This window comes from Vibrio breoganii (genome assembly GCF_024346795.1).
In the GTDB taxonomy this organism is placed as follows: Bacteria; Pseudomonadota; Gammaproteobacteria; order Enterobacterales; family Vibrionaceae; genus Vibrio; species Vibrio breoganii.
Window position 1 is genome coordinate 1084755 of record NZ_AP024865.1, and the last position, 13361, is coordinate 1098115.

Consider the following 13361-nt stretch of genomic DNA (forward strand, 5'->3'; position numbering starts at 1 on the left):
TATAAAAGCAGAACGCATTTAGGGTGAAACTAAGGCTTCCGAAGAAGCCTTATCCAGTTATTGGTTTGAAGCGAGCGCGGCATCGATCAATTCAGCACCGATGTCTTTCTCAAACTTCTTCCATACTGGTTGAAGGGCATCTACCCACGCTTGACGTTGCTCTGGAGTCAAGGTTCTCACTGTGCCACCTGCGGCGATCACGTTATCTTTGTTGGCTTGGTTAACCTTGGACGACTCAGAATTACGAGTCTGAGTGACTTCCATCAAAATAGTGTCTAACTGAGTACGCACATCGTCTGGTAGCTCAGTCCAAAAGTCATTTGAAGTCACCACAAGGTAATCTAGGATGCCGTGATTGGTCTCTGTCACACCATCTTGAACCTCGAAGAATTTCTTACCATAGATGTTCGACCAGGTATTCTCTTGGCCGTCGATAACCTTAGTTTGTAGGCCGCCGTAAACCTCTTTAAACGACATTTTTTGAGGATTAGCACCAAGTTGCTCAAACTGCGCTACCAGTACATCTGAAGCTTGAACGCGGAACTTAAGTCCCTTTGCATCCTCTGGCATCAATAGTGGTTTATTGGCCGACATCTGTTTCATACCGTTATGCCAAAACTCCAAGCCCACTAGACCGCGACGCTTCATTGCATTTTTCAGCTTGTCGCCAGCCTCTGAGTTTTGGAATTTATCAACGGCAGCGACGTCTTCAAACAAGAAAGGAAGATCGAAAATACGATACTTTTTAGTGAATTTTTCAAACTTAGACAGCGATGGTGCAGCAAGCTGAACGTCACCGTTTAGAAGCGCCTCAAGCACCTTGTCATCATCATAAAGGGTTGAGTTAGGGAAGACTTGCATACATGCCTTACCATTCATTTCAGTGTTCACCCTTTCCTCAAGCAATGATGCGGCAATGCCCTTAGGGTGCTTATCTGTGTTGGTTACATGACTGAACTTAATAACGATCTCGCCATCATCACAGTTAGCGCTGGCATTGAAGCTCAGCAACGCTAGAGCAGAAACAGAAAGTAGAGTGAGGGGTTTAAACATGGTGTATCTCCTTGATGGTCAATCTGCCCCTTCTATGGGTGCAGTTTGCCGACTAGAGAGCAAACACCGTGCCAGAAATGTTATATTTCTGTTAATTGCAATAATTTCAACACGTTACTAAATCCCTCAATTTATCGGCACTTGTGAACATGAGTAAAATGGGTGGAAAATGACACACTGAAAACCAGAAAAGGTTTACATAACCACCCATTGGAGCACTAGGGAAATAGCGCAAGATTAAGTAAGGTTTAACCTAGCATTAGCCGTTAAAATTTGTATATAAGACCACGCCAAGATGGACGGTTGAAAACGTAGAGTAGGACAAGAATGTGTTCTTACGGTCGATATAATTTAGCGTGAGTCCACCTCTAACACCTAGATAGTTGTTGATCTTCAACACTACCGATCCAGAGGTAGAAACGCCCGAGCCTGAACGCGTTTCTTTTCTCCAGATAAGGTTACGCTCACCCTGATAATCAATACCGCCCAACTCAAACTGAAACGCAATCCTAGGCTCTTTGCTCAAGGGATGCTGAATGCCCACTCTATAGGTTTTCCACTCTTCGTCATCAGTCAGGTATTGATAATCAATTTTCTCAAAACTGGCGTAAAGCGTGTTGCTACCGAACACCTCTGTAATGCCAAGTTGACCGCCAACGCCACTGATACCCGCGCCGACCAAAGGTCCAGCGGTAATATGAGGAGAAAAGTGTACTTCTTTAGCGGATGTGGAAAAGGAAACGATAAGAAAGGGAATAGAAAGAAAACGGATAAAATGCTTCATAGCTCAGATACTCTATGTAAGCGAAACATCCTTGTGACGCATAATGGAATTGAGCTTTTCGCTCAAAATATGCGGGCTATGATAAAAGAGCACAGCACTTCACTCTAAGTAGCAATAGTAATAGCCTTAATAAGCATTAGTTATCGAAGTTGAGTGATATTTGTTCTTCCACTACTTGTTGAATCACTTGATATAGCCACTCAACAATGGGGCTTTTGCGGTGCCGTAGGTGATGGTAGCAATATAAAGGATAGTAACGATCTTGATCAGGAACTTGAACGTTTGGGTAAGCAATATCGTTATATCTATGTCTCGGGAAAAGGCTGGTTATTGGCATAAACATATCGGTTTGGCTAATTACATCAACCAATGCGGCGCTCTCTTCGGCACGAAATCCTACGGTTAGTTTCATCCCATAACGTTCCATGACTTCCGCAGCAACCACTTTTTTGTCATTCCAACCGGGGATGATTTGTGAGGCTATTGGATAGTCTGCTAGCTGTTGGAAAACTTTTTGTTCTCTAAGTAAAGGATGTCCCTTTCTAACAGCAACACCGGCTGTCAACATAGCGACTTGATGGCGGTGGATACTCTTAGGATAAGCAACATCCCCATAATGAATCCCTATTAAAGTATCGCCGTTAGAGAGCTCTTCTATCGTCTGACCAGACCAAGATACTATTGATAGTTCTGCATTCGGTGCTAACTCTTTAAATTTAAGAATTAAAGAACCCGATATCGCCATCATGGCAGGTGGCGAAAGAGCTATTTTTACTGACTGCGTGACTTCTTGTGGTGAAAAAGAATCAAGATACGACAACCCGCTAAACAATACTTCTAGGTTTGGAGCCACAACATCATATAGCCGCTCAGCGTAACCTGAAGCCGCAAGCCCACCCGTCACTTTCACGAACAACGGATCATCAAAATGATGGCGAAGTTTCTTTAGAGACTGACTCACCGCAGGCTGGGTAACATGTAGCCTTTCTGCCGCGCGGCGCGTGTTCTTCTCTTGAAACAACACCACAAATACACGCAATAAATTAAGATCTAGATTAGCCGCTAAGTCTTTTGCCATAGTCCCACCTAATAAGCATCACTTATCAATAATAACACAGTTATTGCTATTTTCTCGCGACTTAAAGAACAGACGAAATAGGCATTGACTTAAAGTTAACTTTAACTATTAAGCTTGTGGCAAATGGACTTTCAAGGAACAACAATGAACAGAAAATTCTTACCACACCTAAGCGGGTTATTCTGGGATGGGATATCGTCAGGCCTAGTCATGATGGCTCTGCCATGGTTTCTTCTGCAACAAGGTGACATGGGGCTTTTTGTTGCTCTGACTACCCTAGCCTGCACGCTGTCATCGTTTGTCTTAACCCCAATATTTGCCACCTTCATTGATCGCTATTCTCGCAAAGCCATCTTAATGCTGGTGCAAGGTATTCAGGTAACCACAGCCTTGATGCTACTTCTATTCACCCAAGAGCAGGTTATCTCCGTCTGGGTTTTGGCCTTTGCCCAGCTGGTATTCTGGTTAACCAACGATCTTGCCTGGTGCACCAACAACGCCTTTACCCAAGAGAATTACCAAAAGCATGAGTATGCCTCGTACTCCAGTTACCAAGAGATTGTATTCCAAGCGACTTCACTAGGAGCGGGTTCATTAGGTATTGTCTTCCTAGAGCTCTGGGGAATGGCTCAGTTTGCGACCTTCGCCGCTGTGGCCTCTACACTGTCACTGCTTAGCTTTTCCATTACCACGTATCATCGTCGCCCTAGAGAAGAGTCCTCATCTTCGTTTTCATCACAACTGATTGAAAGTAAGCAAGTATTTTCTCAGCAACCAAGATTCTATGCCTTCTTAGCACTCTCTTGTCTTGGATACCCTGCGCTCACCTATCTCTCTAAGTTGATTCCAATACACTTTAGCGAACAAGGCATTTCAGCCTCTTGGTTTGCCAGTTGGAGCCTGAGCTATGGCCTTGGGGCATTGATGTGTGGCTTCTTCGTCAAGGTATTGCTTAGCAAATTTGCCACAGAGAAGGCGATGATGGCGTGTCTATTCAGCGTTGGGTTGCTCATATTAGCGATGGCACTATCACCTTCACCACAGATGATAGTGGGATTGACCTTGTTAGTTGGCTTCTTCTCTAGCTACAATCGCATCGCGCGAACCTATAAGATGAATCTAGAAGTAGATAACAACTATCGTGGTCGAATTGATGGCGGCCTCAAGCTTTTCTCTACCTTTTCACAGAGTATTAGCTACGTCATGATCGCAATACTCAGCTACTACAATGCGATTAGCTTGGGCTTCATGATATTGTCTATCGTATTGATCATTGCCAGCCTCGCCATGCATAGAATTTATCTAAGGCAAGGGCATCTGCAGTTATCAAACGCCTGCTAAACACTGACCTATATTACGGACTACGGAATGAAAAATAACGAGCAATATTACGACAAATCCTTCTCCAAGCAGACCTTCGCTTATAAAGAGTTCAGTAATATTGAATTTGAGGAATGTGAGTTTGTAGAATGCGATTTTTCTGAAGCCAAGCTTTCTAATTGCCGTTTCATTAATTGCTCGTTTGTTCGCTGTAACCTTAGCCTTATCAAGATCCCTAACAGCCGTTGGTATCAGGTCTCTTTTAGCGATAGTAAATTAGTCGGCATAGACTGGACTACAGCCCATTGGCCTAGCTTCCATGCCGATTGCGAACTGTCCTTTAAACACTGCATCCTCAACGACTGCTCTTGGTTTGGCCTTACCCTCCAAGAACTGACCATCACAGAATGCAAACTGCATGACGCAGACTTCCGAGAGGGCGACTTTTCCCAATCAAGTATGACCTATTGTGACTTTAGACACAGCCTATTTATGCGCACCAACCTAGAACAAGTGGACTTCACAGAATCATCAAACCTTGGCATCGACTTAAACAATAACCGCTTATCTGGCGCTAAATTCTCTCGGTTTGAGGCGTTGAATTTACTTGAAAGTCTTAATATTGAGTTGGTGGATTGAGCGTGGGGGGCGATATTCAGTTTGGAGCGTTTTGAAACCGAAAATTTAAATGGCCTCTCAAAAGTGAAGTGACCCCTTAAAGTTGGACATTTCTGTTAAGCGGCTTTTAAGGCTTGATTTCGATATTCCGTCGGAGTCAGGCCTTTTAGTTTCACTTTGATGCGCTTTGTATTGTAATACTCGATGTATTCGTCAATATGTGCGATTAAGTCATCGGCATCTTCAAAGTGCTGATTATGGTACATTTCTGTTTTCAGTAAGGCAAAGAAGTTCTCTGCTACTGCGTTATCTAAGCAGTTTCCTTTTCGTGACATACTTTGAGTTAATCCCTGCTCAGCGAGAGTTTTCTGATACTTCCTATGCCTATATTGCCACCCTTGATCGCTATGCACTATTGGCTTAGCGTCTTTGGCTAAGGTTGCAACCGCCTCTGTCAGCATGTCAGTGACCAGAGGTAAGCACGCATTTTTCGCAACTTTGTAAGCCACAACTTCCTGCGTAAACAGATCAACGATTGGTGATAGGTACACCTTCTGCTGTTGAACTTTAAACTCAGTGACATCAGTTACCCACTTTTCATCAGGCTTCGTTGCACTGAAGTCCCGTTTAAGTACATTTGGAGCGGTTTTTCCAGTTTCTCCTTTGTAAGAGCGGTACCGCTTAGGTCTGACCGTTGATTTCAAGCCTAGTAATCCCATCAGGCGTTGAACTGTCTTATGGTTAAGCCTGACGTCGTATTTCCTTAACTCTAAATGAATACGACGATATCCATATCTCCCTTTATGGTCATGATATATTTTCTCAATCAACTGTTTTTCATCTTGATAGCTTTCGGCAGCGTTGTTCGACTGTGCATGATAATAGAAGCTACTTCTTGCTAATTTAAGGGCATGCAAGAGATGTTGTTGTGGATATTGATTTTTAAGAGCTAGAACTACTTTCGTTTTTTCTTTGTTCGACGATGCTTCTCCTGTTCCAGCTCCTCTAACTTTTTTAGGACAGCATTCTCAGCTCGCAAGTACGCTAACTCCTCTTTGATCTCTTCCAGTGTTTTCTCATCATCGCTCTTGTTTTGAATAAAAGGATGCTTACTCATTGCGGGTCGTCCTCTGCTACGTTCAAGCCCCTGGAAACCATCTCTTTCATACTGTTTGAGCCAAACAGCGAGTGTGCCAGAGGAAGAAAAATTTAAAACCGCACTAGTGTGACTGATAGACCAACCATTCGTCCACATATGAGTCAAAGCTTGGCGCTTAGTTTGCCCATTCTTTGCAAAACCATGAGGGATAAATGCCTGAGAGCCCTGAATATCGAATACTTGTGCCCAGTAACGTATTTGGCGTGATGGTATAGAATGAAGACGAGAAAGCTCCTGAGAACTTTCGCCTTGTAGATATTGTTTAGCTATTGAGCATTTCAATGCTCGGTTGTATTTGGACATAAAAAGACCCCCAATAATTGGTGTCCAACTATTGGGGGTCAGTTCAAAGTCCGTGGCCATTCCCTTGAAAGAGGGGACCATTTTTGCTTTGTTGTGTGAAAATGAACGTTGCAAGATTTATATTTATTCTCTAAAAACTACCATTCGATATGATGCTTCATTTCATCGAGAATACCGGATTCCTTGGCCTTTTCAGAAAACATCAAATTCCCATCTCTTGTTGAATGTATTGAATCATACATTATCGGCATATCATTGTACTTAAAAAAGCATATTCTGTTTTTATCATCGCATATTAATCTTCTAAAATTAAAGTAGTATACATTATCATATTCAATGAAAAGCCTCCCCATCTCATCCATGAAATCTAAACTATTTATCGCTTTTGTGTAGATATAATTTGAAATGAAAGATTCTGTTTTATCTCGGTTAATATAAATCATTTCTTTAAAGTTAATAGAAATGGACTTTCCACTTACTAGTAATATTTTTGCGCTTTTATTAATATCAATGATTTCGTCAACTGATTTAGTAATTAATTCTTTAGAGTATATCCTCCAATTCATAACTAAAACTATAACATCTGCTTGTTTTAGTAGGTGCTCCTTTTTATTTATCTCCTCCCACCTTCTAGAGCAAATATCCGTCCACTTCCCATCTCCTTTCAGATCTGTAGATATTTCCATCCAAATATCAATATTTTTTTTATTTGATAGATAAGGAACGCCACACTTAGCGTCGACTTTAAGTGCAGACAAATCAAAGTTATTTTCGACATCAAGATATGATAGAATATTAATAAAGTCGCCTGACATTGAGTCACCAATAACCAACATATTATTTTTTTCAGAATTAAAATTTTTCCCTCTCATTTCGTCCATTTTTCTATGCGTGTATTGACCGTAATCTTTGCCACGAACATCAATATTCTGTGCATTAAAAACATGTTTTTCAACTTGATACGCATATCCATTAGATTTAAAGATAATTGTAGACAAGGCTACTATTAAAAGCGAGACCTTATATATGTGCCGTATTTTAACATTCTCAACAAAATAAAAACTAGCCACACCAAGTAACAATGAAAAAATCAAGAAAATATAAATCATAACTTCAGGCAGTGACAAGTCAAACCATAAAACAACTACAGGCCAATGCCATAAATATATAGAATAAGACCACTTGCCTAAGCTCTGGAAAATGGCATTATTCGTTATAATACTAGATTGATTATTTGCAACAATAACTAGATAAGAGCCCAAAACTGGAATTAAAGCAAAGTGACCAGGCCAAGAAGTCTTGCTTGTAATAAAAAAATAAGAACCTAATATCAATAGCAAACCCACAACTTCTGCGGTTTTCTTTTTAGTTTCAGAAACATTCCATGGATAAAGAAATGCGACACCACCCATCATCATCTCCCATGCTCTCGTTGGAAGAAGATAGTAAGCAGGATTTGGCCATTTCATTGTGGCGATTATACTGGCAACAAAGCCTAAAATTGCCCCAACTACAATTACACGTTTTAAGATTTCTAAAGACATAAATCGCTTTAAGACGATCAAAACAACTGGATAAATAATATAAAACTGCCACTCAACTGAAAGTGACCATGTATGCAACAACCATTTTTCATGTGATGCAGCATCAAAATAACCAGACTCTCTCCAATAAATCACATTAGAAAAAAAGCCTAAACTACTGGCAACGTGCTTTCCGAGAGCTTTGTAATCTAAAGGCATCAAGTAAAGCCAACCAAAGACCATAAGGACTATACATAAAGCAGTTAGGGCTGGAATAATTCGATTGGCACGGGCAACATAAAACTTAAATAGGTTGAAGTTATCATTCTCTAATCCTCTAAATATTATCCCTGTCATCAAGAAGCCAGAGATAACAAAGAACACATCTACCCCAGCAAACCCGCCGGGCACCCAGGACGGATTAAAATGGAAAAGAACCACTGCTATCACCGCTATCGCTCTCAAGCCATTTATGTCATATCTAAAACTCATCACAAATACTCAAAATCAAATCAGTGTGTATTGTAAAGGCAAAGCAAAGCAAAGCAAGACAACAGAATATATCCATGGAATATTTGGCTGTGTGGCTCACTGTAGTGGCACAGTGAATTTGGCCACCTGATTAGAGGTGTTAAGATGCACCTCGTACACAATAGGTGGAACTATGACAACACGTACGTGAAGAACTTTCAGCCCAGAATTCAAACTTGAAGCGGCGCAACTGGTTGTTGACTAAGGGTACTCAGTTGATGAGGCTGCCAAGGCCATGAATGTGAGCCGGTCAGCTATGGATAAGTGGGTACGGTAGCTCAAACAAGAACGTAAAGGTATTACGCCAAAAGCCTCACCGCTAACACCAGAACAAATTGAAATCCGAGAGCTAAAAAAGCGGATCGCAGAGCTTGAAAAGCACAACTTAATCATAAAAAAGGCTACAGCTCTGTTGATGTCGGACTCACTGAAAAATTCTCGATAATCGAGCGACTTAAACAGAGCTACAGCATTACTAAACTATGCAACGTCTTTGGCATTCATCGAAGTAGTTACAAGTATTGGAAGTGACAACCAAGAAACATTTCTGCATTGGAAGTTCAAACACCAGCGCTTGTGAAAGAGGCGCATAACGCAAGCAATGGCTCTGCTGGATCACGAACGATTGCAGGTATCGTAACTAATGCTGGCGTTAGGTTGAGCCGCTATCAAGCAAACAAGATGATGAAAAAGCTTAGGTTAGTTAGTCGACAACTTCGAAGCACAAATATAAGAAACAGCCGCTCGAGCATGTGGAAACCCCGAATCACCTTAAGCGACAGTTCGCAGTGACCGCTCCAAATCAGGTGTGGGTTGGAGATTTGACTGATGTCTGGACCGGGAACCGATGGGCATATCTAGCCGTTGTGCTGGACTTGTTTGCACGAAAAACAATTGGCTGGGCTATGTCTTATTCGCCTGATAGCCAGTTAACAAGTAAAGCCCTAAAAATGGCTTATGAAGGCCGTGGTAAGCCTAAAAACAGAATGGGTGCCAGCCTGTGACTATCGAAAATTAACAGAAGCGTGGAACAGCATTGTTGGCTACATCATTAGATATTACAGCCAAATCAGGCCGCATCAGTACAATGGCGGTCTCACACCAAATGAGTCGGAACGGCTATACTGGCAAACTTATAAAACCGTGGCCAATTTTACTTGACCACTACACACAAATATCCTTTCAACTAAAGTGGATGTCTATGGGTAGAGAAATTCAGCAAAAACACAATGGATAAATTTGTATGATGAGTGTATTTCTGCAAGTCTCGTATGCCGTCACTCTGATATATCTAGACCATCATTACACTTATTAAGTTATGAGTTAGATATAATAGCTGGATTAGAAAGCTAGGCTAGACATCCTCATTCATCTTAAGGAGTCAAGATTCCCGTTCAGTTAAATGCGCTGATTCTAGAGAAATGGAACCTAGGGGAAAGGCAATTGCATACAGAACTTATGCGACTCTACCAGGTTCATTTAAGCACCGAAACCTTCCATAAAGTCCTATCTGTAACAACGGTCAATCCCCTTGATATTTATCGGCGGAGGAAACACTCTAAGGGACGAACGTCCGATTCATTGTGATGGAGAAAAAATGGATACTACTAAAATAGCAACTAGAATTACTCAGCATACAGTTATCGACGACTGCTCTCGTTATCGCGTTCTGAGGTGCTATTTTCAGTGCAGCAATAAATACATCTAACTTTCTCGAGTGAGTAGTAGATGAGATGCCATTCCCTATACAATGAATTCAGACGGATAGAGGACACTAATTCTTCACAAAGAAAGTCCAAAAATCAGTTATGATATATAGAATCAAGTTCCGTCCCAAGAAGTCTGGAAATGGCGAAGTTGAACGTTCCTAGAAAATAGATAAAAGTGAGCATTATCCTATCCTAAAGATAAACCGGGGACTGGGGGACCTAGATACTCTGCTATCTGAGTGACAGCGCTAACAGGCAGGGAAAGAGAGGCTCCAAGAGCAGAATTACACGCTCGATTTTCAACTAAGAAAATGAAACCACCTCTATGAATCACACAAACTAGTGGTCATAATTATCCGAACTATGTTAATAGCTAAGTTTGCTATCAAAAGCATAGTTCAGGCTCCTTTGAACGACTCATAATCAAGTTTCTAAGCATTCGCTATACTCCACGAGCTGTCAGTGTGTCACATAATCTATGCTTAGATGAATGCAAAGGTTCACCGCACGATACATTAATAAATGTAAAATTTTAAAAACTCATTAAGTGTATTAGTTCATGCTGCTCTAACAAGGTTTTGTCCGATACCACCTAAACCCTCCCAACTCTTGGTGAAGCATTTCTCTAAATGCTTCACCAAGCAAGCAATCAGCTATTAGAAAGAGTCCCGGTTTGAATTGCCAGAGCTTCAGGATAACCCCTATCTCGCGCCAGCTGTTTAGCTCGCACTTCAATTCTTTCAGGAGATAAAGCTGACAAGTTGGGGTGAGCTTGCTCGACACTGATATCCGATACCGTTAGCGTTTGCTCAGAGCTATGCAAATCTTGTAACTGCTCTTTGATCTTTCGTGCCGCTTGGAAAGCCGAAGAGGCTTTTACCAACTCAATACGCGCATAGTTGTTTTTGGTAAATGAGACGTCTGCTACACGTAGCCTCGGGTCTTCACCTGGGATTTGCTGAGCGCCAAAAAGCGGTTTCCCACCCACAGTCGCCTTGGTAAAGGTAGGAATATGCTGACTCATATGCCCTATCGCATTTTGGGTACGCTGTTGAATCGCAGACTCTGGCCAGCCATGAGTGATCTTCGCTTCAAGCTCTAGGGGTAACCTAGGCTGTGAGCTTGGCTCTTCGCTTGCTACCAAGCCCTTATCAAACAAGGTTATGGACTCTGTCATACCGTGGACTTGAAAGTAGCCATTGCTGTACGGCGTTAGCTGTGCCATCCCTTGAGGAGTACCTCGCTCACCGTGAAAAATCACCTCAGGCCAATGTATGCCACTGTTCTCCCAGTGCGTTATAAATGCGGATTTAAACTCCACTAAACGCTTTTGCGACTGGTTGGTTAAATCATCAATGGTGCCCGTTTTATAGCCGGTGGAATTGACCAAATAGTCTACGACTAATTGTTCCTTATCACCCTGTTTTGGTTGGTAAGTTAAATGCCATTGATGATTTACATAGCGGGCATCTTCTAGGCGGCATCCCGTCATCAGTTGCGCTTTAGGATGATGCTCTAAGGTCAGGGTGACACTGGCTGCCAGACGAAAAACACTAAGACCAAACTCTTGTACCACCAATACAGGATATTTGAGGTTATCTAGGTCCACGTGTTGAGCGAAGGGAATCATCCAGTCATCATGACTTGATGGATTTTGAGGTTGCTCACTCTCGCGAAGCGCCTCTAGTTGTGCGCGGCTGTATTGAGAGTAGTAGTGTTCAGGCTTGCCTAACACACAATTCAATGGGTCTTGCTCGACCAAGTATTGGTAGCTTTCTTGGATAACGGACAGACGAGGCAACAAGGATAGAGGATCGCTACTGTCAGTGAGTGGCGTCGCAATCACCGTTGGGCGAGCATTGACTGCATTGGGAAAAAGGCGAACCGTCTCAATGGACTGCTTAAGTAGATCTACACATTGCTGCTGAGAAATTTCACGATAAAGGTTGCCACCAGCGTGAAGATGGCAGATAGGTGGACCATTGACTAAGCCATCACTTTGTTCAATCAAAGTGACCTCTATACCTTGTTCAGCGAGATGTAACGCTGCCGTAGAACCCGCGATTCCGCCACCAATTACAGCAACACGAAGCGAAGTTTGCCCTTGTTCAGCCACGACCTATCTATCCTTTATTCTTAATGCACACTAATTCGACTAGCTTTACTAGGCATGAATTAGCTCTCTATCAAATTTTTGCATACTCTACAGGCGATAGCGGATTATTGGAACCATGTCAGTGCGTTACATTGTAAAACATCTTAATGTATTTTCTGATATCTGCTCGAACGCCTTATTGATACAGGTCTTTGTAGTTTGGGATGTGGCTTTCCCATAGTGCCGGAGAGCCAATGTGTTGCTGAACATATTGGATAAACTCACTCACCAACAGGGTCTGTGTGCGGTGAGGATAGATGGCGTAGATCCCTGTCTCCATTGTGGAGAGCTTATGATCTGTCAGCAGTGGCACCAGCTTTGCTTCAGAGATAGGCTGGTCAAGATTAAACAAGTCGATGAGCGCATAGCCTAGACCATCCTTTACCGCGCCCATCATAGTGCGCACGTCACTGATCTTATAATTTCCCTGCATCCTTAGCGTTACCATGTTGCTCGAGTGCGCAGTCTCACTAATACGAATCCTATCTAAAGTCACACTGCCATTGCTGTACACCACGGCTGGCAATTCCAACAGCTGCTGTGGTGTTTTTGGCTCTCCGTATTGCTCGATAAATTGCTCAGAGGCCACCAACGCAAAATTGGTGTTAGCAATCTTCTTCGCAATCAAATTGGACTCTCTGAGTTTGCTAATGCGAAACGCAAGATCAAAGTGATCAGCAATAATATCCACTCGCTTATCATCGAGAGAAAGGGTGACCTGAACGTCGGGATACTGCTTCATAAATCGCGTCACTACCGGTTGCAAATACTCCTGACCAAAGAAGATAGGTGAGGTAATGCGCAGCGAGCCCTTTGGAACCGATTGATAGCTATCCGCGATGCTATGAATGTGCGCCAAGGTATCAAGCAGGGTGTGGGTTTGCTCTAGGATCTCCTCCCCCGCCGAGGTAATGGAGAACGAGCGTGTTGAGCGGTTAAGTAGCTGTACGCCAAGGGTCACTTCTAGCTTCTTGATCTGCTTCGACAGCGATGAGTTATCCATATCGTGCAGAGCAGCGGCCTTAGAAAAAGAGCCTTGCTGCACCACGTCTCGAAACAGTGCCAGTTGTGTGGTCAGTGACATGCAGGTCCCTATCTAAAAAACTTCTTGTTTAAAAACAGAAGTAT

Annotated in this window: 9 protein-coding genes and 2 pseudogenes; 3 read left to right on the forward strand and 8 right to left on the reverse strand. The window is 42.5% G+C overall.

Features of this window, described 5'->3' with window-relative positions; all coding sequences use genetic code 11:
• Positions 1 to 57 precede the first annotated feature (57 nt).
• From OCU35_RS17840 to OCU35_RS17850, 3 genes are all read right to left on the reverse strand, one after another.
• A complete protein-coding gene (locus OCU35_RS17840; RefSeq protein ID WP_102334229.1) occupies positions 58 to 1053 on the reverse strand; it encodes a TRAP transporter substrate-binding protein in 996 nt (331 codons plus the stop codon).
• A gap of 259 nt (positions 1054 to 1312) precedes the next feature.
• Complete coding sequence (locus OCU35_RS17845; RefSeq protein ID WP_261826118.1) at positions 1313 to 1837, reverse strand: hypothetical protein; 525 nt, start codon at positions 1835 to 1837, stop codon at positions 1313 to 1315.
• A gap of 136 nt (positions 1838 to 1973) precedes the next feature.
• Positions 1974 to 2915, reverse strand: a complete 942-nt coding sequence (locus OCU35_RS17850; RefSeq protein ID WP_261826119.1) for a LysR family transcriptional regulator — start codon at positions 2913 to 2915, stop codon at positions 1974 to 1976.
• Between the two features lie 144 nt (positions 2916 to 3059).
• Between OCU35_RS17850 and OCU35_RS17855 the strand changes: the two genes are divergently transcribed.
• Positions 3060 to 4256, forward strand: a complete 1197-nt coding sequence (locus tag OCU35_RS17855) for an MFS transporter (RefSeq protein ID WP_261826120.1) — start codon at positions 3060 to 3062, stop codon at positions 4254 to 4256.
• A 27-nt stretch (positions 4257 to 4283) separates the two neighbouring features.
• On the forward strand, positions 4284 to 4874 hold the full coding sequence (locus OCU35_RS17860; protein ID WP_261826121.1) for a pentapeptide repeat-containing protein: 591 nt from the start codon (positions 4284 to 4286) through the stop codon (positions 4872 to 4874).
• A 95-nt stretch (positions 4875 to 4969) separates the two neighbouring features.
• Here OCU35_RS17860 and OCU35_RS17865 read toward each other — a convergent pair.
• From OCU35_RS17865 to OCU35_RS17875, 3 genes and pseudogenes are all read right to left on the reverse strand, one after another.
• Positions 4970 to 5806: pseudogene (locus tag OCU35_RS17865) on the reverse strand (IS3 family transposase); the annotation flags it as partial.
• Positions 5807 to 5808: 2 nt separating this feature from the next.
• Positions 5809 to 6315, reverse strand: coding sequence for a helix-turn-helix domain-containing protein (locus OCU35_RS17870; RefSeq protein ID WP_261826122.1), 507 nt, complete (start codon positions 6313 to 6315; stop codon positions 5809 to 5811).
• Positions 6316 to 6452: 137 nt separating this feature from the next.
• On the reverse strand, positions 6453 to 8330 hold the full coding sequence (locus OCU35_RS17875; RefSeq protein WP_261826123.1) for an acyltransferase family protein: 1878 nt from the start codon (positions 8328 to 8330) through the stop codon (positions 6453 to 6455).
• A 229-nt stretch (positions 8331 to 8559) separates the two neighbouring features.
• On the opposite strand from OCU35_RS17875, the pseudogene OCU35_RS17880 reads away from it, so the two are divergent.
• Positions 8560 to 9530: pseudogene (locus OCU35_RS17880) on the forward strand (IS3 family transposase).
• Positions 9531 to 10727: 1197 nt separating this feature from the next.
• Here the strand turns inward: OCU35_RS17880 and OCU35_RS17890 are convergent.
• Both OCU35_RS17890 and OCU35_RS17895 read right to left on the reverse strand, forming a co-directional pair.
• A complete protein-coding gene (locus OCU35_RS17890) occupies positions 10728 to 12194 on the reverse strand; it encodes an FAD-dependent oxidoreductase (protein ID WP_261826124.1) in 1467 nt (488 codons plus the stop codon).
• Between the two features lie 175 nt (positions 12195 to 12369).
• Positions 12370 to 13317: a LysR family transcriptional regulator gene (locus OCU35_RS17895; protein ID WP_261826125.1), complete on the reverse strand. Its 948-nt coding sequence runs from the start codon at positions 13315 to 13317 to the stop codon at positions 12370 to 12372.
• Positions 13318 to 13361 lie beyond the last annotated feature (44 nt).